Origin of the sequence: Caballeronia sp. SEWSISQ10-4 2 (assembly GCF_030464885.1) — a bacterium.
Taxonomy (GTDB): Bacteria; Pseudomonadota; Gammaproteobacteria; order Burkholderiales; family Burkholderiaceae; genus Caballeronia.
This window is the reverse complement of record NZ_JALPRJ010000044.1, coordinates 1-25,726: the sequence shown is the minus strand read 5'-3', so window position 1 is coordinate 25,726 and position 25,726 is coordinate 1. Positions and strand designations below refer to the sequence as shown.

24 protein-coding genes are annotated in these 25,726 nt (G+C 60.0%); 12 read left to right on the top strand and 12 right to left on the bottom strand.

The features are described 5' to 3' along the window. Positions 1-2: 2 nt before the first annotated feature. Complete coding sequence (locus M0D69_RS26730; RefSeq protein ID WP_301784877.1) at positions 3-779, bottom strand: class II aldolase/adducin family protein; 777 nt, start codon at positions 777-779, stop codon at positions 3-5. A 217-nt stretch (positions 780-996) separates the two neighbouring features. Between M0D69_RS26730 and M0D69_RS26725 the strand changes: the two genes are divergently transcribed. The 5 genes from M0D69_RS26725 to M0D69_RS26705 all read left to right on the top strand — a co-directional run bounded on the left by M0D69_RS26725 (position 997) and on the right by M0D69_RS26705 (position 7,001). Next, complete coding sequence (locus M0D69_RS26725) at positions 997-1,437, top strand: MarR family winged helix-turn-helix transcriptional regulator (RefSeq protein ID WP_301784876.1); 441 nt, start codon at positions 997-999, stop codon at positions 1,435-1,437. Positions 1,438-2,387: 950 nt separating this feature from the next. Continuing rightward, positions 2,388-2,855 (top strand): spore coat U domain-containing protein, encoded by a 468-nt coding sequence (locus tag M0D69_RS26720; RefSeq protein WP_301784924.1) that lies wholly within the window; start codon positions 2,388-2,390, stop codon positions 2,853-2,855. Positions 2,856-2,872: 17 nt separating this feature from the next. Then, complete coding sequence (locus tag M0D69_RS26715) at positions 2,873-3,598, top strand: molecular chaperone (protein ID WP_367619767.1); 726 nt, start codon at positions 2,873-2,875, stop codon at positions 3,596-3,598. A 137-nt stretch (positions 3,599-3,735) separates the two neighbouring features. Continuing rightward, positions 3,736-6,033, top strand: coding sequence for a fimbria/pilus outer membrane usher protein (locus tag M0D69_RS26710; RefSeq protein WP_367619766.1), 2,298 nt, complete (start codon positions 3,736-3,738; stop codon positions 6,031-6,033). 53 nt (positions 6,034-6,086) lie between these two features. Beyond that, entirely contained in the window at positions 6,087-7,001 is a 915-nt protein-coding gene (locus M0D69_RS26705) for a spore coat U domain-containing protein (RefSeq protein WP_301784922.1), read from the top strand. 38 nt (positions 7,002-7,039) lie between these two features. On the opposite strand, the gene M0D69_RS26700 is transcribed toward M0D69_RS26705, so the two are convergent. Together M0D69_RS26700 and M0D69_RS26695 are read right to left on the bottom strand one after the other, a co-directional pair. Further along, on the bottom strand, positions 7,040-7,333 hold the full coding sequence (locus M0D69_RS26700) for a hypothetical protein (RefSeq protein ID WP_301784874.1): 294 nt from the start codon (positions 7,331-7,333) through the stop codon (positions 7,040-7,042). A gap of 156 nt (positions 7,334-7,489) precedes the next feature. Further along, positions 7,490-7,648 carry a hypothetical protein gene (locus M0D69_RS26695; RefSeq protein WP_301784873.1) on the bottom strand — a complete coding sequence of 53 codons (159 nt, stop codon included), beginning with the start codon at positions 7,646-7,648 and terminating at the stop codon, positions 7,490-7,492. Between the two features lie 161 nt (positions 7,649-7,809). Here M0D69_RS26695 and M0D69_RS26690 point away from each other — a divergent pair, with 161 nt between their 5' ends. From M0D69_RS26690 to M0D69_RS26680, 3 genes are all read left to right on the top strand, one after another. After that, positions 7,810-8,727: a LysR substrate-binding domain-containing protein gene (locus tag M0D69_RS26690; protein ID WP_301784872.1), complete on the top strand. Its 918-nt coding sequence runs from the start codon at positions 7,810-7,812 to the stop codon at positions 8,725-8,727. A gap of 422 nt (positions 8,728-9,149) precedes the next feature. Then, positions 9,150-10,589 (top strand): gamma-aminobutyraldehyde dehydrogenase, encoded by a 1,440-nt coding sequence (locus M0D69_RS26685; RefSeq protein ID WP_301784871.1) that lies wholly within the window; start codon positions 9,150-9,152, stop codon positions 10,587-10,589. A 143-nt stretch (positions 10,590-10,732) separates the two neighbouring features. After that, complete coding sequence (locus M0D69_RS26680) at positions 10,733-12,250, top strand: amino acid permease (RefSeq protein WP_301784870.1); 1,518 nt, start codon at positions 10,733-10,735, stop codon at positions 12,248-12,250. Between the two features lie 58 nt (positions 12,251-12,308). Here M0D69_RS26680 and M0D69_RS26675 read toward each other — a convergent pair whose 3' ends face one another. The 4 genes from M0D69_RS26675 to tam all read right to left on the bottom strand — a co-directional run bounded on the left by M0D69_RS26675 (position 12,309) and on the right by tam (position 15,597). Further along, positions 12,309-13,124, bottom strand: a complete 816-nt coding sequence (locus tag M0D69_RS26675) for an alpha/beta fold hydrolase (protein ID WP_301784869.1) — start codon at positions 13,122-13,124, stop codon at positions 12,309-12,311. After that, a complete protein-coding gene (locus M0D69_RS26670; RefSeq protein WP_301784868.1) occupies positions 13,121-14,155 on the bottom strand; it encodes a M14 family zinc carboxypeptidase in 1,035 nt (344 codons plus the stop codon). Before M0D69_RS26670 ends, M0D69_RS26675 begins: the two co-directional genes overlap by 4 nt. A 74-nt stretch (positions 14,156-14,229) precedes the next feature. Next, a complete protein-coding gene (locus tag M0D69_RS26665; protein WP_301784867.1) occupies positions 14,230-14,676 on the bottom strand; it encodes a hypothetical protein in 447 nt (148 codons plus the stop codon). 150 nt (positions 14,677-14,826) lie between these two features. Next, on the bottom strand, positions 14,827-15,597 hold the full coding sequence (tam, locus tag M0D69_RS26660) for a trans-aconitate 2-methyltransferase (protein WP_301784866.1): 771 nt from the start codon (positions 15,595-15,597) through the stop codon (positions 14,827-14,829). Positions 15,598-15,855: 258 nt separating this feature from the next. Here tam and M0D69_RS26655 point away from each other — a divergent pair, with 258 nt between their 5' ends. Further along, positions 15,856-16,758, top strand: a complete 903-nt coding sequence (locus M0D69_RS26655) for a LysR family transcriptional regulator (RefSeq protein WP_301784865.1) — start codon at positions 15,856-15,858, stop codon at positions 16,756-16,758. A gap of 72 nt (positions 16,759-16,830) precedes the next feature. Here M0D69_RS26655 and M0D69_RS26650 read toward each other — a convergent pair whose 3' ends face one another. The 5 genes from M0D69_RS26650 to M0D69_RS26630 all read right to left on the bottom strand — a co-directional run bounded on the left by M0D69_RS26650 (position 16,831) and on the right by M0D69_RS26630 (position 22,982). Next, on the bottom strand, positions 16,831-17,937 hold the full coding sequence (locus tag M0D69_RS26650) for a nucleoside hydrolase (protein WP_301784864.1): 1,107 nt from the start codon (positions 17,935-17,937) through the stop codon (positions 16,831-16,833). A 159-nt stretch (positions 17,938-18,096) separates the two neighbouring features. Next, complete coding sequence (gene rbsK / locus M0D69_RS26645) at positions 18,097-19,032, bottom strand: ribokinase (RefSeq protein ID WP_301784863.1); 936 nt, start codon at positions 19,030-19,032, stop codon at positions 18,097-18,099. A 205-nt stretch (positions 19,033-19,237) separates the two neighbouring features. Then, positions 19,238-20,239, bottom strand: a complete 1,002-nt coding sequence (locus M0D69_RS26640; protein WP_301784862.1) for an ABC transporter permease — start codon at positions 20,237-20,239, stop codon at positions 19,238-19,240. Further along, positions 20,236-21,834, bottom strand: a complete 1,599-nt coding sequence (locus M0D69_RS26635; RefSeq protein ID WP_301784861.1) for a sugar ABC transporter ATP-binding protein — start codon at positions 21,832-21,834, stop codon at positions 20,236-20,238. Before M0D69_RS26635 ends, M0D69_RS26640 begins: the two co-directional genes overlap by 4 nt. 182 nt (positions 21,835-22,016) lie before the next feature. Continuing rightward, positions 22,017-22,982 (bottom strand): sugar ABC transporter substrate-binding protein, encoded by a 966-nt coding sequence (locus tag M0D69_RS26630; protein WP_301784860.1) that lies wholly within the window; start codon positions 22,980-22,982, stop codon positions 22,017-22,019. A 250-nt stretch (positions 22,983-23,232) separates the two neighbouring features. Here M0D69_RS26630 and M0D69_RS26625 point away from each other — a divergent pair, with 250 nt between their 5' ends. The 3 genes from M0D69_RS26625 to M0D69_RS26615 all read left to right on the top strand — a co-directional run. Continuing rightward, positions 23,233-24,105 (top strand): LysR family transcriptional regulator, encoded by an 873-nt coding sequence (locus M0D69_RS26625; protein ID WP_301784859.1) that lies wholly within the window; start codon positions 23,233-23,235, stop codon positions 24,103-24,105. A gap of 205 nt (positions 24,106-24,310) precedes the next feature. Next, positions 24,311-25,021: a DUF2968 domain-containing protein gene (locus tag M0D69_RS26620; RefSeq protein WP_301784858.1), complete on the top strand. Its 711-nt coding sequence runs from the start codon at positions 24,311-24,313 to the stop codon at positions 25,019-25,021. 164 nt (positions 25,022-25,185) lie between these two features. Then, positions 25,186-25,726 (top strand): IS5 family transposase (locus M0D69_RS26615; RefSeq protein WP_301784857.1); only part of this gene is annotated, 541 nt, incomplete at its 3' end.

The window sequence follows — 25,726 nt, the reverse complement described above, 5'->3', positions numbered from 1 at the left end:
ATCTATCTCCTGTACGAAGCGTCGATGCGATCGACGCGTCGAATAAGTGCGGCCAGAACATTCTCGCCGGCGCCGTGTGCGGGCGAGAACTGTAGTGAATCCCGCGTAGTGCCTTTCACGATTTCATCGCTGATGGGCAGCGTGTTGCCACGCATGCAGTGCGTGACGACCTGAATCTCGCACGCGCGGTTCAGGGTCCACAGCAAGGCGAACGCGTGAGCGATCGTGGTTCCATGCGAGAGCAGTCCGTGGTTTCGAAGAATCAGCAGGCGCTTGTTGCCCATCGAGCTCAGTAGCCTCGACTTCTCCTCGTCGTGAACGGTGATGCCTTCGAACGGATGGTAGGCAACCATGTTGTGCAGCTGAGCGGAGTAGAAGTTCGTGTACGACAAACCGTCCTCCATGCATGCAACCGATAGCCCCGCGGTCGTATGAGTATGCATGACGCAATGTGCATCCTCCACATGCTCGTGAATCGCACTGTGGATGACAAATCCTGCTGGATTGATAGGGTAATCGGACGGGCTCAGGATTTTCCCACCCAAGTCGATCTTGACCAGATTGGACGCGGCGACTTCGTCGAATGTCAGCCCGAAAGGGTTGATCAGGAAGTGTTTGTCGGGCCCGGGCACACGCAACGTAATGTGGTTGAAGATCAACTCGGTCCAGCCGAGCAAATGAAATACGCGGTACGTTGCGGCAAGTTTGAGGCGGGCCTCCCATTCTTCAGGCGAACACCAGGCGGGTGAGGGCGGAGTGCCAAGTTCGGAATGGGCCATGATGTGTCTCCCTATTCTGCTCCGCTGCATTGACTGAAATTCGCAGGCGGCAGCCAGGCTCATAGTATGACGCCGTTGAAAAAACTAACCCGATGCTAGCGATAAATTGATGCGTGCGCAAGCATATAATGCTTAAGGAAATGCTTACGGTAAGCGCTATTCTGGGTGATATGCTGCTTGCGTGCAGATGAAGGGCAACGAATAGTCGAGGGAGAGAATGAAGAATCGAAACGTGATCGAGGGCTTGTTTACCTATCGGTTGCACGTGCTTAAGAAGCAGACCGACCGGACGATGAACGAAGCATTTACCGATGAAATAGCGCTGACGCTAACGGAGGCTCGTGTCCTGCTAAGCGTGGGTTCGTTCGGTACGCTTTCGGTATCGGATCTTGGCAAGGCATCGAATCTCGATCGCAGTCAGGCAAGCCGCGCCACGGACATACTTGAACGAAAGGGCCTGGTCGAGAAAGCGTCGAGCGCCACGGACGGACGGGGTGTGGCCGTTACCTTGACTGCCAAGGGCAAGAAGACATACACACGCGCCGCGGCGATCGCGAAGGCGCGCAATGACGATATCCTCGCAGCGCTGGGTCAGGCAGAGCGGGAGGCGCTCGGGAAGATACTGGCCAAATTGATCGCGGCGCAAGGGGAGGACTAGACAGCAGGGTGACAGAGGGCCGGAGGTTGTCGAGTGTACATACCGCGCAATCGACGACCTGCGGGCCGGTCTCGAATAATCGGCGGTTTTGCGCACTGCAGTTTGTTCGACTACGCTTCTAACTCCGTTTCCATTTTAAAAACAGCCAGCTTCGCAGGGCTTTCGCACTCCACTCGCTCTTTGAATTCTTCATGGCGAGCGTCATTTAAAGCCCTGGCTTCGACGCGCCAGGACTAAATCCCAGTTGATGAAGGAGGGCCGTCCGAGATTACAAAGAGAAATCAATGTCTGCGATATCCGTGTCTACCCTGAATATCGGGCTTTGGCTTCAGGCGGGAAATACGCCAACCCTTTGTAATGTGGAGCGATATTTTGCCGATCGGATTAAGCGATTAACCTCCCCGGTGCACAATTGTGCGACAGACAGTGAAGTCGCGGAAATAAATTCACGACACTATCTTTTCCGTTTGAATAAAGTACCTATGGAACTCGCGCTCTGCGGCCGCTGCCTACGGGCCTTTCAATAATATTCAATTCCGGTACATCAAATAACCGTAGCAAAGAGGGCTGCTTGACGTCGCGACAAATACCGGATCGGGAGATAACTTCCGTGCATGCAGCGATAAAGTCGTTTAATAGACGCCCAAACTTCCCAAACTTCCCAAACTTCCCAAACTTCCCAAACTTCCCAAGCGCCCCAAGGTCATGACGGAATAGATCGCGAAACCGTTAGCCGGCAGTTAAGCCGCACTATGATCTGCATCATCATTAGGTCAAATACTGTTAAAAATTATTTAATTTGGAGAGGATGTGTTCAAAAGGTAATATGATTCTGAAGCTTGAGATCGGCTTTGCCGTGTAAATAGCAACAGCGCATATAGAGGGTTAACGTGATGAAACCAAAACTCATTTTGTCCGCGCTCACCGGCGTTCTGCTTTCTGCACAGGTCATGCCCGTTGCCAATGCCGCCATCTATTCAAACGGCACGGCCACGGCCACGTTCAATGTCACGCTGACGCTGCAAGCCAATTGCACGATTACGGCCACACCGCTGAGTTTCGGCACGAATGGCGTGCTAGCTACCGCGCTCAATCAGCAAACCAGCCTCGCGGTCACCTGCACGAACACCACGCCCTACAACGTCGGACTGGACGGCGGCACGGTGGCGGGTTCAACTGTCACAAGCCGTTTGTTAGCCGGTACGGCCACGGGGAACACCGGCACGACCGTAGGTTTCCAGCTCTATCAGGACGCCGGCCGCACGACCGTATGGGGCACGACCCAGGGCACGAATACCGTGGCCGGGACGGGCACCGGGTCCGCACAGTCACTTACTGTTTATGGCCAGGTACCCCCGCAAGCCACGCCGAAGCCTGATCTCTATCAGACCACCGTCACTGCAACGGTCTATTTTTGATCCGCCCAGGCGGTCTCATGATGAGGACCTCGACCGTCTTTGCGCTCTTGTTGTTCGCGGCAGCGCTGACTGCGCAGGCGGCAACGTTGCAGATTTCGCCGGTGATGGTGGATCTCCAGTCGAACGAGAGTGCAACGGGCATTACGCTTCGCAACCCCGGTGACCGGCCGCTGTATGGCCAGGTGCGCGTGTTTCGCTGGGACCAGTCCGGTCACGAGGACACGCTGACACCCACGCAGGAACTGGTAGCGAGCCCACCGTTGATCCAGATCGGCGCGCAGGCTGACCAGCTCGTCCGGCTGGTGCGCACCGCGCCCGCTCCGGTCACGGCCGAGCAGAGCTACCGGATCCTGATCGACGAACTGCCTTCACCGGACGCAGCGCCTACTAGCGGCGTGATGATCCGCCTGCGTTATTCCGTACCCGTGTTCGTGGAACCGGCCGGCAAGGCGCCTCAGCCCGTGCTTTCCTGGCACCTCGTTCGTACCGACAACGGCTGGGTGTTGCGCGTCGATAACGGCGGTCAGAAGCGTGCGCAGATCGCTGCTGTTCAACTGGTGGACAGCGCGGGCAAGGTCTATGAGATCAACAAGGGATTGCTCGGCTACGCACTGGCTGGAAGTGCACGCCAGTGGCCGGTGCCGCTGCCGGCTGACGCCGACATGCGCGGCACGGTGAAGGTGCGGGCCGCGGTCAACTCGCTGCCGTCCGAAGCCGCCGTCACGGTTGGGCAGCCGGGTTAGGCAACGCATGACTTCATCGCTGCATGCCTGTGTACTGCCGGGCGTTGACATGATGCATCCCAATTCAATCGATGAGAATCCGACGACGGTCAACACGTCATCTGCACCACCTCCGCATAGCGCTAGTCGCAACGGGGATGAACGTCGTCTTCGCCTGCTCGCCCGTCTACGGACAAGCGCCGCAGCTTGCCTTGCCCGTGAGCGCGAACGTCCCGCATGACGTGTATCTGGAAGTGGAACTCAATGGCCAGCGCACCTCGGTGATCGCCCAGTTTCGTGAGTTGGGCGGGCATCTCGCCGCCACGGCCAAGGACCTGGACAACATGGGATTCGCGCTCGACCGGCTCGGTATTGTGGAGACCGCCGAGGTGCAACTGGATTCCATCCCCGGGCTCCATTACACCTACGACGCCGCGCGCCAGATTGTATCCCTGCAAGTCCCGGACAACCTTCGCAAGCCCTATAGCTTCGACACACGCGCGCAGATCAAGACGCCCCCGGCTACCTCGTCGCGTGGGTTGCTCATCAACTACGACGCCTACGCGCAAAGCAACACGGACGCGCAGCTAGCGATCTGGAGCGAGGAGCGTTACTTCGATCCCACTGGCGTATTCAGCAATACCGGCATCATGTATTTGTATCGCAACGACCGCCGCTATACGCGCTACGACACGTCGTGGAGCATGTCGGATCCCGTCAAGCTGAGCACGACGCAGTTCGGCGACACCATCTCGTCGTCGCTTGCGTGGTCGCGCTCGGTGCGCATCGGCGGATTCCAGTGGCGCAGCAATTTCGCGTTGCGCCCGGACCTCGTGACGTTTCCCGTGCCCGCGTTCGCGGGGTCGGCGGTGGTGCCGTCGTCGGTGGACCTGTATATCAACAGCATCCGGCAATTCAGCGGCAATGTGCCAAGCGGGCCGTTCATCGTCAACAACGTGCCCGGCATCACAGGGGGCGGCCAGGCGACCGTGATCACGCGCGACGCGCTGGGCCGCACGGTTGCGACGTCGGTGCCGCTCTACGTGGACACACGTCTTCTCGCAACCGGACTGTCCAGCTATTCGTTCGAGGCGGGTTTCCTGCGCCGTGCATACGGCCTGAATTCGTTCGACTATGATCCGCGGCCTGCGGTCAGCGGATCGGCTCGCTACGGCGTCACTGACCTCCTGACAGTCGAAGCGCACACCGAGGCGACTAGCGGGGTCTACAACGCCGGTGGCGGGGCGCTCGTGCGGCTAGGCATGGCGGGCGTTGTTAACGGCTCGCTGTCGGCGAGTGCGGGGCGTCTTGCCGGTACCCAGGCAAGCTTTGGTTATGAACTGATCGAGCCGCATTTTTCCATCGATGCACAGACCATTCGCGCATTCGGCAACTATGGCGATCTCGCTGCCCGGGATGGCACGCCTGTGCCGACCACGACCGACCGCGTGACGCTGGCCCTGCCGATCTTCAACAGCCAGACTTTTTCGCTCAGCTATATCGGCTTCAAGTTTCCGCAGGCGCAGCCTTCGCAGATTGGATCCGCGTCGTACACGCTGAACATCGGCAACATAGCGTCGCTCAATCTCAGCGCCTACAAGGATTTCAAGCAGCGCGACTCGCGCGGTGTGTTCCTGAGCGTGAGTTTCGGACTGGGCAACAATACCTCGGTCAACGCGAACGTCGGCAGACAGAACGGGCAGTCGAACTACAACGTCAACGCTACACGCCCGCCCGATTACGACGGCGGCTGGGGTTGGGGCGTGCAGGCCGGCGACGCGGGCGCCGCGGCTTATCGGCAGGCTCAGGTGCAATATCTCGGCAAGGGCGGACAGGTGACGGCCGTGGCGCAGGACATCGCGGGCCACGGTACCGCGTCGCTCGATGTCACCGGCACCGTGGTGCTGATGGACGGCAGCGTGCAGCCGTCGCGCCGCATTTATGACGGCTTCGCGCTGGTATCGACCGATGGTGTCGCCGGCATTCCCGTGCTGCATGAAAACCGCGTGATCGGCGTCACCGATCGCGGCGGCCATTTCCTGGTTCCCGATCTCAACTCGTATCAGGACAATCAGGTGGCCATCGACAGCATGAAGCTGCCCGCCGACGCGCGCATCGACACCACCTCGATGAATCTTGTGCCGCAGGCGCAGTCGGGTGTGCTCGCCCGTTTCGGGCTGACTCGCTACAGCGCTGCATCGGTGATCCTGCAGGGTCCCGATGGCCGCGTGCTGCCGCCCGGAGCGGCTGTGCATCACGAGGAAAGCGGCAAGGATACGATCGTAGGCTACGACGGGCTGACCTTCATCGAGGGCTTGCAGCAAGACAATCACCTGGTCATCGAGAGCGGTCCGCTGCATTGCGTGGTGGAATTTGCTTACGCGCGTCCGGTCGATGGCTCGCTGCCGACGATAGGCCCGTTGACGTGCCGTCCACAAGCAGGGGCCACACGATGAGCCGGATCCTGTTCCTCGTGTGCCTCGTGTTCGCCGTGGCGCTGGCGCTGGGTATGCCGAACCGCGCGAGTGCGCAGAGCTGCTCGGCGGTTGCATCGGCGATCAGTTTCGGGTCGGTGAGTCCGATCAGCAGCGCGGCTGTCGCCACGACGGGGAGCGTCAGCGTGACGTGTACATGGCCCGCAATCACACTGGTGCCGAACGCCCAGGTATGCCTGAACCTGGGGGGAACCAGTCCTCGCTCGATGACTAACGGTACGAATCAGTTGCAGTACGACCTGTATCAGGACGCGGCCCACTCGCTGGCGTGGGGTTCGATCTATTCCGGCACCAATCCAATCTCGCTCACGCTGGTCAAACCCGCGCTCAGCACGAGCGCGACCCAGTCCGTGACGATCTACGGACAGATCGCAGCCAATCAACCCACGGTGCCCACTGTCGGCAACGCCAGCACGATATACACACAAGGGTTTGGCGGCGGCCAGACATCGATTAACACAGGCTTTTATCTGCTTGGGGCGCCGACTTGCGCGTCGCTGACTGCATCCGCCGGCACGTTTCCATTCAACGCTACCGCGACGGTCGTGAACAACTGCAACATCAGTGCAACCAACCTTAATTTTGCGGCCACCGGGGTGCTGAGCAGCGCGTTGAACGCCACCGCTTCGATTACCGCGCAATGCACCAATGGAGACGCGTACCGGATCGCGTTGAACGGCGGCACGAATGGCACGGTAGCGGCGCGGCAGATGACACGCACAGGAGGAGGGGGCACGGTGAACTATCGACTCTATCTCGATGCGGGCTTGACCACAACGTGGGGCGACGGCACTGCGGGCACCACTCAGGCGACCGGCACCGGCACGGGAAATTCGCAGGCGCTCACCGTGTACGGCGTGGTGCCCGCGCAAACCACGCCCGCGCCGGGCGCGTACACGGACACGATTACCGCCACGATCAGCTTTTAAGACCGCATTGCGTCAGCGCGGCGCGTGCATTCCAGAATTCAGAAGCCCACCATCCACACCGTGGACTGTGCAGCGCCGCGATTGGCGTACTGCACAGTAGCAGGGGCTTGGGTTGGATCCACCGCCACGAGCGCGATGTCATAAGGCTGGCCGTGCAGGCAGGACACGCTGGGCTTTGCGATGGCCGAGGGCTCGGCGGCCGACTGGATCACGCAGCTTTCCTGCACGACCAGGCTAACCGACAGCGTTGTCAGTTCTGTGGGCGACACGTCCGATGCAAACACGCCCAGCAGGACCGCCGTGAGCGTGAGTGGTGTATTTTTTTGCAACATATGAAGTCGAATAGTGACGCCGCCGGCGTGTAAGTGCCCTTTTTTGAACTCCGAAAATGGGTCCGAACCTGCTCCCTAAGGTATCGGCAGATCGACGGAAGACTTTAGGGAAATTCCTGACAATAAGCCCTTCCGGCAGGTAGTGCGACGGTTGGATTAATTCGTGTCCGGTTTTGCAACGTCGAGCTTTTTCGTATCGGCGGCGGGACGTCCCTCCAGACGCTTGATGCTCTCGAACACACGCCATAACGACGCGTTCGCATGCTGATCGGGCGCCAGCGTGATTACGTATTCGTCGCCATCGACTGAGATCAACGCGCCGGGTCCCGGTATCGGACTTGTGACGCTCGTAAGCTCAACGCGATGATTCGGATTCGGCGGAGCCGGCGAAGACAGCCATTACGTGACACACGAGGGTCCGTGCTTTTATCGGCTCGGCTATAGTCGCGGCTTAACCGTTTCGACGCCGGAGTCCCATGAGCCTGTCACTCAGAAGCGTGCGCTATTTCATCGCCGTCGCCGAAGCTGAATCGGTGACGGGCGCGACCCAGTCGCTGAATATTTCGCAGTCGGTCATCACCGACGCCATCAAGGGACTCGAGACCGAAGTCGGCGCGCAGCTTTTCGTGCGCCACGCGCGTGGCATGGTCCTCACGCACGCGGGGCATCAGTTCCTGCGCCATGCGCACCAGATCCTCGCCGCGGTGCGCAACGCACAGCAGGCGATGTCGTCTCGGCCCGACACCATGACCGGGCGGCTGAACATTGGCGTCACGACCATGATGACGGGCTACTTCCTGCCCTATCTGCTCGACCACTACCGCCGCGTGTTTCCGAAGGTGGAGGTCAACGTGATCGAGGACCAGCGTGACTACATCGAGCATTTGCTGGTGAATGGCGAGCTCGATGTGGCCGTGCTGATCGTGTCGAACATCGAGAACACGCAGGCTATAGAAACCGAATCGCTCATCACGGCTGCATGGCGTTTATGGCTGCCGGCGAACCATGCATTGCGCGGGCTCGGCAGCATCTCTCTGCGTGAAATCGCTGACGAGGCGATGATCATGCTCAAGGTCGATGAGCTCGAAGACAACACCAATACTTACTGGCGCGCATCCGGCCTCAAGCCGAACGTGGTGATGCGCACGGCGTCGGTAGAGGCGGTGCGCAGTCTTGTTGCGACGGGCGCGGGTTTGTCGATCCTGCCCGATGTGCTGTATCGCCCATGGTCGCTCGATGGCGACCGGCTCGAAGTACGTAACATCATGGAAGAAATGCCGAAGATCGATATTGGCATTGCATGGCGGCGCGGGCTCACACAGTCCGAGACGGCTCAGAATTTCCTCGTTGTCGCGCGCGAACATACGCGCGGACACGCCAAAATGTCAATCTGATTTTCCGATATAACAGCGCATGCGTTCTGTTTTGTGGAATTCTGAGCGATGTCGGGAGAGGGTTATCCCGTAACGACCACGCATTGGCCACAGGACCCACATTGCGGCGTCCTGCGCCGCGGCTGAAGCTGGCAGCGGCGAAAGGCCGTTGCAACCTGCTGGTCATCCTTTGCTCACTCAATTACCGTGCGCGCCAAAAATGCTCAAATGCGCGCTAACCATGCATTCCGTTCGGAATTATCGATAGCTCCTATCTGTGATGCTGGCTGGCGGTCAAAAAAATCGCGACCGTAAAATCGCTGCATTCCTCGTGACTCCTGCTTACCTGATGTAAATGCTGTCCGAGTCCATTGCCGAGAAAGCGCCCGCGTAACGCAGCAACCGGGCGCCGCATTGCTTCTTCCAACAAGAGAGACCGACATATGGAACAGACCTTGCAAACCAGCCTTCTGATCGGCGGCGAATTCGTGCCCGGCGCGGGGGATGTGGAAGACGTCCTGAACCCGGCAACGGGCGACACCATCGCGCGTATTGCCGAGGCATCGCTCGATCAGGTGCAAGCGGCGGTGGCTGCCGCGAGCCGCGCGTTTCCCGTGTGGGCGAAGACCGTGCCGAAAGATCGCGCGAACTTGCTGCTCAAACTCGCCGATGCCATCGAAGCACGTGCGACTGAATTTGCGCGGCTCGAATCGCTCAATTGCGGCAAGCCTTATCTCGGCGCGCTCAATGACGAGATCCCGGCGGTGGCCGATGTGTTCCGTTTTTTCGCAGGTGCATGCCGCACCCAGCACGGACAGCTCGCAGGCGAATATTTGCCGGGATATACCAGCATGGTGCGACGCGATCCGCTCGGCGTGGTGGCATCGATCGCGCCCTGGAACTATCCGTTGATGATGGCCGCCTGGAAGATCGCGCCGGCAGTGGCGGCGGGTAACACGGTCGTGCTCAAGCCGTCCGAGCAGACGCCCCTCACCACGCTGAAGCTCGCCGAACTCATGGCCGCGATCTTCCCGCCCGGTGTGATCAACGTGGTGATCGGACGTGGCGACACCGTCGGTGCGCCGCTGATCGCGCAGCCGGACGTACGCATGATCTCGATTACCGGCGATGTATCGACGGGACAGAAGATTCTTGAAGCGGCGTCGCGCACCGTCAAGCGCACGCATCTGGAACTGGGCGGCAAGGCGCCGGTGATCGTATTCGACGACGCCGATCTGGAGCAGGTCGTAGCCGGCCTGCGCACGTTCGGCTACTACAACGCGGGGCAGGATTGCACGGCGGCGTGCCGGGTGTACGCGGGGCCGAAGATCTACGAGAAGCTCGTGGCGGACCTCTCCAGCGCGGTGAGCACGATCCGTGTTGGCGAGCAGCATATGGACGGCGTCGAGATGGGGCCGCTGATATCGGAGCGCCAGAGAAGCCGCGTGGCGAGCTTTGTCGAGCGCGCCGCGAGCCAGAGTCATATTGAAGTTACCGCAGGCGGCAAGGCGGGTGCATCGCGTGGATTTTTCTACGAGCCGACAGTGATCGCGGGCGCGTTGCAGACCGACGAGATCGTGCGGCGTGAAGTGTTCGGACCCGTGGTCTCGGTGACCCGTTTCGACGACCCCGCTCAGGCGATCACGTGGGCCAACGACTCCGACTTCGGACTCGCGAGTTCCGTGTGGACAGCAGACGTGAGCCGCGCGTTCAAGGTCGCGGCCGAGTTGCACTATGGCTGCACCTGGATCAATACCCACTTCATGCTCGTGAGCGAGATGCCGCATGGTGGCATGAAGCGCTCGGGTTATGGCAAGGACATGTCGGTCTACGCGCTCGAGGACTACACCTGCGCGCGCCATGTGATGGCGAAGTTCGAGTAAGACGCAAACCTCGCGGCCGCCAGGCAAGTTCGCCGCGGGTCCCTTGCGGAAGATGGTTTTCATGCGTTCCAGCCGTTCTCGTTTTTAAGCCGGTCCTTACCCGTCCTTCAATCTTCGAAGTCAAACCGAGCAAGAGGAAAATCATGGAACCAGTCAATCAGGCCGACGCTCCAACCGCGCTGGACCACGACGCCCGGCAACTAAAAAGCATGGGTTATACCCAGGAGCTCGCGCGCCGCATGAGCGGTTTTTCGAACTTCGCGATATCGTTTTCAATCATTTGTATTTTGGCGGGGGGCATTACCGCGTTTCCGCAGGCATTGAGCGCGGTGGGCGGAGCTTCTATCGGTATCGGCTGGCCGGTCGGCGCGCTGTTTGCGTTGGTCGTCGCGGCTTCCATGGCGCAGATCGCGTCGTCTTATCCGACCGCAGGCGGCCTGTATCACTGGAGTTCGATTCTCGGCAACAAGGGCTGGGGTTGGGCGACCGCGTGGTTTAACCTGCTCGGGTTGATCTTCGTGGTGGCGTCGGTGAATTTCGGCGTCTACGATCCGTTCTTCAAGACGCTGATCGCGCCGCTGTTCGGCATCAATCCCGACTCGCTCACGTTCTGGCACCAGACCGCGTTCATCGCGGCGGTGACGCTGAGCCAGGCGTGGCTCAACCATAGCGGCATCAGGATTACGACGATCCTCACCGATCTCTCGGGCTACCTGATCTTCGCGATTGCCGTGCTGCTGACACTGGCGCTGCTCGGTTTTTCCAAGACGCCGCTCGACTTCGGACGGCTGATCGACTTCAGCAACTTCACCGGTTTCGATGGTGGTGCGTGGCCCAAGCAAGGCATGCTGGCCGCGTTCCTGTCGGGCCTGCTGCTGACCATCTACACCATTACCGGCTTCGACGCCTCCGCACACACCTCGGAGGAAACGCACGACGCCGCGCGCAATGTACCGAAGGGCATGCTGCGCTCGGTGGCCTGGTCGGCGCTGTTCGGCTACATCATGGTCTGCGCATTCCTGCTCGTGATGCCGGACATCAAGGAAGGCGTGAAGCAGGGTGGCGGTTTCTTCAACGCGCTGCTCGGCACCTTGCCGGCATGGCTGCGCGTGGCGCTTGGCATGGGCATCTTCCTGTCGAACTATTTGTGCGGCCTCGCGTGCCTGACATCGTGCTCGCGGATGATGTATGCGTTTGCGCGCGATGGCGGGCTGCCTGCATCGAACTGGCTGAAGAAGGTCAACGAGACCCACTGCACGCCCGGCGCCGCAATCTGGGTCTCCTCAATCCTCGCGATTGCAGCGACGTTGTATGGCGATGCGTTCGCGGTGCTCTCGACGGGCAGTGCGGTGTTCCTGTACGTATCGTACGTGATGCCGGTCGCGGCGGGCTTAGGCGCCGAAGGTAAGACGTGGGTGCGCAAGGGGCCGTTCAACCTTGGCATGTGGTCGAAGCCCATCGCGTTGCTGGCGGTGCTCGGTGGGGCCGTGCTTGTTTATGTCGGGATTCAGCCGCCTAACGAGAAGGTGCTTTACATCAGCCTGCTCCTCATCGTCGTGATGGCTGTCTTCTGGTATGGGCTTGGCGTGAGGACGCGGTTCGCAGGACCGCCGGAAGTCAAGATCGAGATGGCAGGGGAAGTGGATGTCGCCAATACTTGATACGGAACCTATTGATCAGTCCGGTCAAGGCGTGGGAGATGATTCGCGCCGGGTTCGCTCACAAAGCCGGACATCCATCCGATGCAACCGGCGGTTCGTCCGCGTGTCTTTGCAGCGCACGCAGCCAGTCAGCGATAGCCTTGCTGGTCCAGACCGGATCGTCGTGAGGCAGATCGTGTCCGGCCCACGGATGCACAGCGTGAGCCGCGCCCCATCGGGTTGCTATGCGAACGGAGCAGACCGGATCGACCAGCCGGTCCGCCTTCGATGAAAGCAGCAGCGTAGGGCAGGCCGGAGCGCGACTATCCGCCCGAAAACGCGCCGCCGCCCACAGTTGGCGCAGGCCGTTCGCCGCGCTCACACCGGCAGTCCTGCGAATCCCGGCCCATGCGGCGATGTCTCCGGCCTGGGTGTCCACGCGATTGCACGTGAGGTCATGGATGATCTCTTCGCATCTCAACGGATCGGACCACGAAGCGGCGGCACGCATCAGCGCGGGCCAGACAGCGGGTCGAAGGCGCTCGCTCATGGCGCAGAACGGCCGCATGCTGGTGTTGATGAGCACCAGCCGCTCGATCTCTTCCGGATGGCGTTGCGCCCAGCCGGTCGCCACCATGCCGCCGAGTGACATCGCGACCAGCCGGTACGGTGGCGGCAGTCCGGCATCGGCCGCTCGCGACCGGACGAACTTCATCATGTCTTCTACATTGAGTGGCGCCGGCAGTGCGTTCTCGCGGCCGTTCCCCGGGAGGTCGAGCAACGTGAGTCCGCTCGCGTCCCGATTGAAGCCCGCTTCAACGCCCAGTTGTTTCGGAAACGATCCCCAGTGGCGACCCTCGCGCGTGAGTCCGCGCAGCAAGATCCACGTGCTCATCGCGAGGATTTTCGCTGCCAGTGTTCCATGGCGCGCTCGAGGATCTGCTTTCGCATATCGCCTTTGGGGAGCCATCTATTCGATGCGAACGCGGCGCGTGTCAGGAAGTCCAGGAAGTTCACGTGACGGCGCAAGACCCGTTCAACCCTGTGCGCCTTGACCGGATTGAACATGCCCAGGCGGGAAAAGATCTGGCTCGGGTTCTTCTTGATCCAGCGCCAGGAGCCGAGTTCCAGCGTCATGGGCAGGAACACATTGGGCGCGGGCGTCTGATCGTACGCGCAGTCCCACAGGTCGCCGTGAAGAAGATATTGGTGGCTTTGCGGCTCGAACGCGTAGCCGTGATGCGGGTACGCCTGTTCGAACATGGTCTTGAGTTGGTACATCTCGGGGAGATGAGGCATTTGCCGTTTGGTTCGCGCGTAGGGGAACCAGATGCTGTCGCCCCAGCCGTAACCTGAATGACAGTCGAGAGCAAGGCTGAGCGGGCGTGTCATCAACTCCTGCTTCACGACGTCGAGCAAGGCGGCGCTCTCGAGTTCCAGCGAACCCCTGGCCGGACCGCGATACCACGGCAACCATGAACCGATACGCTGGCCTCCCGCAAGGAAGGGAACACGTCCTTCGGCGTTTTGAGGGGCATTGCGCATCAGGTCGACGCCGTTCGGATTCGAGCGGGTATTGGCCCACATGCCGCCGGGGTTCACGATGGGCATGAAAACGAGCCGCACCGAGCGCAATTGTTCGTGCAGCAGTTCGTCCCATTCGAGGCGCCGCAGCAGCGCGCGCATGTAGTCGAGGATCAACTGCGTACCGATGCGTTCCAGGCCGTGCACGCCGCCAAAGAAGCCGATTGCGGGCGCTTGAGGATCGTTCGAGCCGATGGCCGCGGTCAATATGGGGAAGCAGTTTGTACCAGTGCGCACTTCACCGACCGTACGCAGGTCGAAGCAAGAGGCGCCGGCCGCGAGGATGGCATTGAGGTCATCGAACTCCGCAAAGCTTGCGGAGGCTAAACGTAATGTACTCATGCCCGCGGCCTGTTTTTTCGATGCGTCCTCGGCGGCCGGAAACAAGAATGGCGGCATCAGGACGCTTGGTACGCTCAGGACTTGCCCGGCCTTCCCGTTTTGACTGTTTCGACGGCGGCGACAGCCGCAGTAAGTTGCTCGATGTTCGCTCTTTCAAGTATGAGCAAACCGGCTCGCAAGAGCTCGCCTTTTTTAACGTGCACGCCGTTCGCGAGGCATTTTTGCTTCAGAAGGCCGATTTTTTCGTAATCGGACTTCGGCATCGTAAAGCTGTCACGGACCACCTTTTCTTTTTTCGGCCGTTTGACTTTGTCTTCGGGTGCGGCGGATTCTACCGGCGCCGCTTTCGTCTTCGATTTGACGGGCGCTTGCGTGGCCTTGACCTTGGTTTCCGGCGCTGCCTCGGCCGCTACCTTGGTCGTCTTGCGCTTGCTTACTGCCGGTTCGGCAGCAGCCGTTTCCGCCGTCTTGGGGAAATGAAAAGCCTTTTTGCTGGGGGCCTTCGTAGTGGGTCCGGGCATGGAGTCTCCAGGTAGGGTAATAGTACAAACAGTATATACTCTTTTTGAGATGATTCGCGCAAGGGTTTTCGAGGTGCGGTACTACTAAGGTTTTGGGTTTCTTTCGCGCCGGCAGGAACCCCCGTCCACCGGTGCGAGCAGACCTCAGCCTTAGCGGCTGGCGACCACGAACAGCCTTGGAAACGGCAGCAAAACCGTACCGTCCGGCAAAGCTGGATAAGCCAGCCCTACCGCCGTCTTATAGCGATCCAGAAATGCCAGACGCTCATCTTCAGTAAGCGGTTCCAGAAACGGCCGCAGACCGCTTCCCTTGAACCACTCGACGACCGCACCCGCTCCGCCCGCCAGCGCATGATGGTAAGTAGTCCGCCAGACATCCGCTTTTGCGCCACACGAACGAAGCAGTTCGTAGTACCAACTCGCACTTGCCCTCGGCGCCCTGAGCTCCGTCGCCCCGGACAGCTTGCTGGCCCAAGGCCCGTCTGCAGCAATCTCGCGCATCAGCCTGTGGGCCGGCTCATCGAGATTGTCCGGCATCTGAATAGCCAGACTGCCCCCGGGCGAGAGCTTCGCAACGAGCTTGGGTAACAAGCTGGCGTGATCGGGCAACCATTGAAGAACGGCGTTGGCCAGGATCACGTCGAAAGGGCCGGGGGTGTTCCACGCCTGGATATCTGCCGTCTCGAAATGAACCTGCGGCAGGCGCTTGCGCGCAGCGTCGATCATGTCGGGCGAACTGTCGAATCCGCTGATTGCGGCGTTGGGAAAACGCGCCATCAGGACCTCGGTCGAATTGCCAGGACCGCACCCTATGTCCACGACCGAGCATGCGTCGATGTCCGGAACGGCCGCGAGCAGATCGCGTATCGGGCGCGTACGCTCGCCTTCAAAGATTACATATTGCTTGGCAGACCAGCTCATTGTGTAATTCCTCAATAGATTAATGACGGTGTACAACGCGGCCCGGCCGGCTTGACTAAGCCGGAACGATACGCCGGTGCACGATCTCCAGCTTGCGGACCATCTCGGGATAGAGGCGCGGGGCCATCGCAATGGGGGATTCGTCTTGGGCAGGCATCGTGGTTTCCTCTGCGGGAACTGGTGTGGGGTGCCGCCATTTTGCGCACCGCCGATGTTTGCGTAAAATGAATTTATTATTCTGATTGGTTCATATTTCTTATGAAAATCGACATCCTCGGGGTCCAGGCATTTGTTGCCATCGCCGATAAAGGCAGCTTTCAGAACGCTGCCGATTCATTGCATGTCACGCAGACGGCGATCACCCAGCGCTTGCGCAAGCTCGAGGACTTTCTTGGTGTGATGCTGGTCGAGCGCACTACGCGTTCGATCGCACTCAGCCTGATCGGCCGCGATTTCCTGCCGCAAGCGCGGCGTCTGCTGGAGGAGTTGGGGGACGCGCTGCTTGAGATCCGCGAGACGGGCAAGGCAGAGCGCGGCGATGTATCCATTGCCTGTGTACCCACGGTCGGCGTTCAGTATTTGCCGCGCATCATGCAGGAGTATTCGGCGCGGTATCCGAATAACCGGATCAAGATTCTCGATCATGCATCGTCGGCTGTGGCCGATGCAGTGCTGCGTCGCGAGGCGGAGTTCGGTATCAATATTGCGGGCGCGCATCATCCTGAGCTCATGACGGTGCCACTGCTCGAAGACCAGTACGTGCTGATCTGCCACGAGGACCATCCGCTCGCCAAACGCAAGCGCGTGGCTTGGAAGCAATTGCAGCCGTATCCGCTGATATTCGCGGGGCAGGTCAGCGGCAATCGCGCATTGCTCGATACAGCGCTGGGCGCGAATGGCCTGGGTTTGCAGTCGTTTTATGAGGTGCAGCGCAGTTCGACGGCGGTCGGGCTGGTTGCCGAGCGGATTGCTGCGGCTGTGGTGCCGCGGCTCGCGGTGCAGAAGGGCGCGTATCCGAATATCCGCACGATCGAGCTTGTTGATCCGGTGGTCTCGCGGGCACTGGTGCTGGTGGTCCGTAAGACTGCGCGGTTGTCGCCGGCCGCGCAAGCCCTCTATGACATGATCAAGGTGCGGGCGGTGCGTCCGAAGGGAGGTTAGGGTTTTCGGGTTTTTCGCTCGCGCCAGCGGACCAAAACCCAAACCCCGTCCACTGGCGCGAGCGAAACCAACCTAAGGCAAGGTCACCGGAACCGGGCGCGTCAACAGATCGATGTAAAGACTGAAGAACCGGTTGTTATCGAATTGGGTGACGTAGGTGATCTTCTGCGGCGAAGCGCCCGCGACCGGCTGATCGGGATAGACCATGACGTGACCCTGGTCCTCGCCGCTGGTTGTGTCTATATCCAGGTACGCGCTTTTTGTCTGCGTCGCGTAAGTCGCATCGAGGAAATAGGCGATAGTCAGCGTATCGTAGATGTGAGTATTGGTGGCAAAGGCATTGGCATTGGTCGTCGCATAAGCTTTCGTGACGGCGGTCTGCTTGCTGGGATTGTTGGCGATCTGGTCGTAGACGCTTTCGGTTAGCTGCACGGTATTAGTCACATCCAGCGGGATCACGGACTGAGGAATGGTGGTTTGCAGCACGGTGCGGGTCGCGAGCGGATCGAACCACCAGTTCAGCTCACCCACGGCATTCGCATTCCCCGGCACAGCCATGGCGCCGCCCATATAAACAATCCGCTTGATAAGCGGTGCGATTTCCGGCGCCTTGCGCAGCGCGGTCGCGAGATTGGTCGGCGGTCCGACTTCGATAATGGTAACCTGATTCGGATAACGCTTGATCGTATCGATCATGAAGTCCGACGCGTTCTGCGCCTGCAATTTCGTGCTGGTGGCGAAGCCATCGGGCGGTGCGATCAGTTGGGAAGCCTGAGTGGGTTCGGGTCGGCTCCATGCGCCGAAATATCCGTTGGGATTGGCTGCTTGCTGGGCGCGGATGCTGGCGACATCGTATTGCAGCGGGTAATTCGCGCCGGCATAAACACCGACCACGTTCTGCACGCCCATTCGTTCCACGGCCTTAAGCGCATCCGCTTGTTCCTGCAATAGCCAGTCATTGCCGGTTACCACGGTCAAGCCAAGCAGATTCACTTTCCCTTGGGCCATTAACTGCGTGGTCATTGCGAAGAGCTGGCCATCGTCGCCCATCGTATTGAAGTCCGAATCCATGATGACCTTCGGCGTATTGGCCAAAGGCCCGGGGTTCGTGCTTCCGTTTCCACCGCAAGCCGCCAGAACTACAGAAGCCATCAGGACAAACGCAGGTCTCAGGTTCATTGCTTTTCCCATTCGAGATTGGTTGGATGACGAAAAACCATTGCGGCATGTCGCCATGCCGCAGCTTGGACGAGAGCGTGCGTGGCCCCTGCAATTAGGCAGCACGTTTTCGACGTTTCAATCTAAATCGAGTGATCCGAACCCTGCGACCATTCCAGACTAGGAGGGCATGTTGTCGACTTCCCCTCGGGTCGGTATGGAGGGCTGTGCGCCCGCGCGCGTGACGGAAATGGCGGCGGCTCGCTGGGCGAGGCTGATCGCGGCTTCTATGGGTTGCCGTGCCGCTAACTGCGCGGCAAAGACACCGATGAAGGTGTCGCCGGCGGCAGTCGTATCGACCGCATTAACCCTGGGGGCAGGGAAGTGCGTGCCTTCCCCTGTTTCAGGCAAGAGATAAGCGCCTTGCGACCCGAGCGTGACAATGACGTTACGCGCGCCCGATCTCTGTAGTTCTTTCGCGGCCCTGCGTGCACCGCTTTGCGATTCGACCGGCAGTCCTGCGAGGATGGCGGCTTCGACTTCGTTCGGAACCAGATAATCGACGAGCGGCAGCCATTCAGCGGGAAGCGGACCGGTAGCCGGTGCTGGATTCAACACGGTCAGCTTGCCGAACCTTCGCGCGGTGAGCAGCGTCGCATATACCGAATCCCAAGGTGTTTCGAGCTGACATACCACGACGTCCGCGGCTTTGATCACCGCTTCATGGCGCTTGACCATCTCGGGCGTAACCTGGCCGTTGCTGCCTGGCACAACGACTATCGTATTCTGGCCGTCGTCCGCCACCGTGACGATTGCGACGCCCGTTGGCACCGACGGATCGGTTTCAACTGCGCTGCAATCGATGCCTTCCACTTCGAGACCGGCCAGCCGCAACGCGCCGTTGGCATCCGCGCCAACGCATCCCGCCATGACCACACGACCGCCGATACGTGCAGCCGCGACCGCCTGGTTTGCCCCCTTGCCGCCGGAGATTTGCGAGAACTCATGCCCGCTGATTGTCTCGCCCGGCCGGGGCAGATGCGGAGAACGCGCGACCAGATCGGTATTGATACTCCCCATGATGAGGACGGAGCCTTGCTTTACTTCTTTGGACATTTTCAGATCTCCTGCTGGCGAACATCTGGATCATCGGGCCTAAGCGCCTTATTAAGCACGCTAAGCCAAGCCTGACCTCACGAACATCGCCGGTAATAGGGAAGCACTTTCACAAGCCGCCCGCCATTCGCACCTGCTGACCACGAATGAAACGTCCAAAGCGCCGCTGTAAAAGCGCCAGGCACCGGGCTTGCCAACACTTGGCTCACATGATGCGCCGTTTGCTGCGATAGGTATCGAGTACGACCGCCACGACAATCACCGCACCGGTGATGATCCGCTTGGTCGGTTCGTTCGCGCCTATTTGCGCGAGACCTGCCGCAAGCACGGATATGATCAGGACGCCAAAGAAGGTGCTGATGACAGAACCGCGTCCGCCCATCAGACTCGTGCCGCCGATCACCACCGCCGCGATCACCTGCAGTTCGATCCCCGAGCCCGCGTTGGGGTCCGCCGCTTCAAGCCGCGAGATCTGGAACAGCGCCGCGAGACCCGAGAGCAGGCCCATCAGCGCGAACACGATGACCTTGTACGGCCGTGGGTTGACCCCGGCCAGCCGCACTGCTTCCTCGTTGGTGCCGATGCCGACCAGATAGCGGCCAAAAACCGTTCGGGTGAGCACGAGCTGCGCCACGACCATCACGAATATAGCAATCAGGAACGACGGAGAAATACCGAACGCGATGGGATTCGAGAGAAAGTCGAAGGCGTCGCCTATGTATGCCGTGCGCGAGTTCGTCATCTGGTAGGCAAGGCCGCGTGCCGCTTCCAGCACGCCCAGCGAGACGATGAACGAAGGGATGCGCCAACCCACCGTCACGGCGCCGGTCACGCAGCCGGTGAGCGTGGCGCCGGCCATGCCGAGCAACGCTGCCGGCAACGCGCCCCAGTGCCATTGCAATGCCGCAACGCTGGTGACGGCCGCGCCTAGCGCCAGCACCGAACCCACTGACAGATCGATGCCGGCGATGATCAGCACGAACGTCATGCCCACCGACATCACGACCAGATCGGGAATCTGGTTCGCGATTGTGCTGAACGTGTCGTAGGTCAGGAAGTGCGAGCTCAGCACGGAGAACAACGCGATCATCGCGATCAGCGCGCCGAGCAGCCCCAGGTAATTGGAAAACCCCAGCCGCGTGCCGATCGGCTTCGCGCTTTTGGGCGGCTCCGTCTGCGATTTCTGCGTAGTGGTTTGTAGAGTCATGACTGGTGCTCCGTAATATGTTTTTCTGGCTCGATAGATTCGCTGAGGATTTTATCGCGGCCCGCATAACCCGCGAATGCTGCAGCGAGTAGCGCGTCCTGTGACCAGTTATCGCGTTCGAAGACGCCGGTCATGCGTCCCGCAGACATGACGCCGATCCGGTCGCAGATCAGCATCAACTCGCGCAGGTCGCTGGACACCACCACCAGCGCGCGGCCTTCGCGAGCCTGGGCGCCCATCAGTGCATAGATGTCGAACTTGGCACCGACGTCGATGCCGCGCGTGGGTTCGTCGAAGAGCAGCACCGTGCAGTCGCGTGCCATCCAGCGGCCGATCACCACCTTCTGCTGATTGCCGCCCGAGAGCTCGGACACCGGCTGCGCGGCACTCGACGTGCGAATCCGCATGGCGTCGATCTGCTTTTGTGCGAGCGCAGTTTCCCGGCGGGCGTCAATGAAACCATGCTTCGATACCGCACCGATATTGCCCAACGAAATATTCGCGGCGATGGGCTGAGGCAGCAGCAAACCTTCGCCCTTGCGGTCTTCGGTGATGAGCGCAATACCTTGATTCACTGCATCGGATGGTGATTTGATGCTGACCGCCTTGAGCGCCGAACCGCGATGCGCGACTTCAATGCTGCCGCTATCCGCGCGGTCTGCGCCATAGATCAGCCGCATGAGTTCGGTGCGTCCTGCGCCGATCAGACCGCTGATGCCGAAGATCTCACCGGCCTTGACTTCAAACGATACGTCGCGCACGGCGTTACCGCGCGTCATGCCTTGCACCTTGAATGCCGTTGCGCCGATCCGGCGTTCGCCGAGATCGATGCGCTCGCCAATATCGCGTCCGACCATCAGCGTGACGAGTTTGTCGCTGGTGAGGTTACGCATGGCGTCGACGTGGACGAGCCGGCCGTCGCGCAACACTGCTGCGCGCTCAGCGATTCTTGCCAATTCTTCCAGCCGATGCGAGATATAGACCAGCGCCACGCCGCGCGATTTCAGGCGGTCGACTTGCTCGAACAGCAGGTCGACTTCGCGAGCCGTGAGCATGGCGGTGGGTTCATCGAGGATCAGCACACGGCAATCGCCGATCAGGTTGCGGGCGATCTCGACCATCTGTTGATGGCCGATGCCGAGTTCACCCACGAGCGTGTCCGGGTCGATGGCGTCGAGCCCGACCTGGGCCATCGCCTGACGCGCATCTTCGCGCAGCGTGGCGCGGTCGATCCAGCCGAGGCCGCGTTTGGGCAGGCGATTCAGAAAGAGATTTTCGGCGACGGACAGCGTGGGCAGCAGGTTCAGTTCCTGCATCACCATGCGCACGCCGTGCGCTTCGGCGTCGCTGCGGCTCGACGGCGCATACGAGATGCCTCCCAGCTGCATCGAACCGGTCGTGGGCGTCACAAGACCGCCTACGATCTTCGACAGCGTGCTCTTGCCGGCGCCATTTTCGCCTGTCAGCGCGAGTACTTCGCCGGGACGCAGATGGAGCGAAACGTCCGCGAGCACCGGTTCGACGTAGGTCTTGCCGATCCCGTGAATGGTCAGCACTGGCGCTATGTCGGCGGAAGGGACGATTGGACTTGGCATCGCTTATGAGAGGCTGGGGAGGGTACTTGACTGCGAGTTCCGCCCCGGCCATAAAGAGCCGGAACGTACTACACGTTTGAACGCTTGAAACCAAAACAAGGCGCGTCGGGACACTCTACGCTCATGCAGCGTTCATGTATGCGTCATCGCAGCTAACCGCGATGACGCATGACTTGATGCGCTTACTTGGTGACTAGGTTGACCGGCGTTTCCACCACGCTCGACAATTCCGACTGCTTCTGGTGCGTGGAGAGCGCCTTCAAAGCCGTGTCGATACCGAATACTGCTTGCTTCGCGGCGTATTGATCGGCGGTGGCGAGAACCCGGCCGTCGGCGAGCATCGGCTTGATGGCGTTGATGTTGTCGTAACCGACCACCTGCACCTTGCCCGCCTTGCCGGCCGCCCGCACTGCAGCAACCGCGCCGATCGCCATGTTGTCGTTGCCGCACAGCAATGCTTTCACGTTCGGGTTCGCGTTCAGGATCTGCGATGCCACTGCGTTGCCCTTGTCGATTTCCCAGTCGCCCGACTGGAGCGCCACGACCTTCATGCCGCCCGCCTGCATCGCCTCCTTGAATCCGGCCGTGCGTTGCTGCGCGTTGGTCGTGGTCGATACGCCTTCGATAATGCCGACTTCATCGCCGGATTTGAGCTTCTTGGCAAGATAGGCGCCCACCTCTCTCGCACCCTTCGCGTTATCCGGACCGACAAACGGCACGTTCAGGTCTTTCGACTTGAGCACGTCCGGATCGAGCCGGTTATCGATATTCACCACAATGATCCCGGCATCCACGGCCTTCTTGATGACCGGGACCAGAGCTTTCGAATCGGCCGGGGCGATCACAAGCGCATCGACCTTCGAGACGATCATTTGCTCCACGATGCGAATCTGGTTCGCGGTGTCGGTTTCGTCCTTGATGCCGTTGGTGATGAGCGTGAACTTGCTCGCGTTATGGGCCTGATAATCCTTGGCGCCCGTTTCCATGGTGAGGAAAAACTCGTTGGCGAGCGATTTCATCACGAGGGCAACGGTGGGTTTTTTCGCCGACTGAGCGAATGCCGATGAGACAGGCAGCAGCGAGAATGCGGCGAATACGGCGGTTGCAGCGAGTACACGGCGCCGTGCTTGGTTGGCCTTGCGGGTCATAGAGTCTCCATTAGTTCGCTCTTCGGTCTACTGAGTGAATAGCCGGCGAGTCGCTTAGTCGGTTAGTCGATTCGTTAATTAATCGATTTGGAAGGGCATTCTTATTGGCACATCCTTTAACGCCGCATCGAGAAAAGGCGATGCATGAGCCTTGGCGTATAGCGAGTGCCAATCCGGCCCATCGGGCTCTAATGCTATCCTCGCGATTAGCGATATTCTACCTCTAAAATCGAAAGCGAGCGTTTCAAAAATGGAACACGTTGACTGGGACGACCTGCGAATTTTGCTTGCCATCGCCCGCGAAGGAACCATGAGAGCCGCCGCCACGGCTTGCGATCTGAGCGCTGCGACGTTGTCGCGTCGTCTGACGGAGCTTGAAAGAAGATTAGGTGAACCCCTGATTGACCGGATGCCTTCCGGGTGTGTAGCAACGGCTTTCGGGCAGAGGGTGCTTACGTGGGCCGAACAGATGGAGGCGCTCGCGCACCAGATCGAACGCGCAGGAGACGTCACCGGTTCTCATGGGCTGGAAGGGACGGTAAGGATCAATGCGGTCGAATGGATGTCCTACATCCTGATGAAGCTGCTTGGCTCGTTCCAGGAGCGGTTTCCTGGACTGGCTATCGAAGTGCTGACCTCGCAGCGGCCGTACAACCTTGCCCGGCGCGAAGCGGATATCGCCATCTGGTCGGAATGCCCCGAGGAGGGCGACCTGTATGTACGCCGGATTGGTAAAGTCCGCTTTGGCTTGTATGCATCGCGGGACTATTACCTGCGCCACAAGGTAGCCATCAAGAAAAAGGAATGGAGCAAGCTGTCCTTTGTGGGTTATGACGAGCGCCGGGGCGATCATCCTGCAGCCCGCTGGCTGAAGACACTGCCGGGTGCGCCTGCTCCTAGTCTTCGCAGCAGCTACGTCCTGGGTGTGTTCGACGGCGTGCTGGGCGGCTCAGGGCTAGGCGTGCTCGCTCAACTTGCCGGCGATACGACCAGCGATCTTGTTTGCGTCGAACCGCATATCAGGGAGCTGGACCAGGATGTCTGGATGGTGCTGCATCCGGCGCTTCGCGGGAGCGAGCGGATCCGGGCGGTGTCGAACCTTGTTGCGGATATTTTCAGGTGATGCCGGGGTGTCGGGGTGTCGGGACGGGGGCCGTGTTCTTGGCAAGGTGTTTGAAAAATGTCGCGGCTGACTCTGTAGCTGACTCTGCAGTTGTCTTACCAAGCACCGGGATTATCCGGCGCTCCCATTTCCTTCATTAATGTCCGGGCATTCTATCTGCCATAATTCCGTCGGTTTTGCTTTGTTCAAAGAACTCGGAAATTCCATGAAATCCAATAATAAATGGTCGTACGGGGTAGTTCTATTGGCATGCGCGGTGGTCTGCACGACGGCTTACGCTGCAACAACCGCGACAACCATCGTGGCGGCGCAAGATCCGGCGTCGGCACCGGGGAATGCCCTCGGCGACGCGAGCGCGCGGCGCAGTCTTCTGATCAACGGCGCGGCGGACGAACCGCAGGCGCAGGGCAACGGCAATGTTACCGAGTTGCAGCAGATGATCCGCGACGGCAAGGTGGTCGAAATGCGCACCACTTATAACGGCAGCTACGGTGCAAGCCTGTTGTTCTATCCCGATGAGATGTTGTATTACGTCGCGCTTTTCCAGCAAAAGAAGTTCTGGCGGGTGATCAAGACGCAGACCGATACACGCGCCGAAGTTGTCTATGCCGACTTCGCCAAGACCACGGCTCAGCTAGCGGATTCGGAAATCCGCCGTGAGAAATTGCAGGCGGAAAACGCTTTCGCGGATCGGCTGATCGCTTTGCAGCAGCAGCGAGCGAACCGTCTTCAAGCGGATGTCGATGTGGCGCGCGCGCAGCAAAGCCTGGTGGTCGACCGTCAGGCACAGCAGCAGGAAGCGATTCGTACGTTGCGTGCCCAGCAGGACGCGGCGCAAGCCGAATTGCGTGCGTTGCAGAGCAAGGTGCAGGATCTTCAGCGTCAGGCAGATGGCGATCTGATGCCGGCGCGGTGATTTTTCGTTCGCACTCGGGGTTCTGTTTGGGGGTTTTGGGGCGGGTGGTCGGGGTCAGTGCCGGGTTGCTGCTGCTTAGCAGGCTGCGGAAATACCTCGCCCCGAAGTCACCCAAAAGGTCAGTTCAAACGTTGTTAGTAAAGACCCCACAACTGTGAGAAGCGATGCGCGGCGCCGATAGCTTTACCGAGAACTTGTTCACCTTGCGTAAGTTGGAGGACTTTGTTCCAGCCGATCATCCGCTGCGCTCGATTCGCAAGATGGCCAACGCAGCTTTGGCCAAGATGGACCGCTTGTTTGCCGGCATGTACGAGGCTGAGATCAAAGGTGGGCGGCCCAGCATTGCCCCGGAGAAGCTGCTGCGCGCGATGCTGTTGCAAGTGCTCTATAGCGTTCGCTCGGAGCGCCAGTTGATGGAGCAGGTTCAATATAACCTGCTGTTTCGTTGGTTTATCGGGCTGTCGATGGACGATGCCGTGTGGGTGCCCACCGTCTTCACCAAGAACCGCGAGCGCCTGATCAAGCATGACGCGGTCATCGAGTTCTTCAACGAGGTTGTGGGCATTGCCGAGAAGAAGTGCTGGCTTTGCGGTGAGCACTTCAGCGTCGATGGCACGTTGATTCAGGCGTGGGCCGGTCATAAAAGCTTTGTGCGCCGCGACGATGATCAGGCCCCGGGAGACGGCGCGAACTTCGAGGGTAAGA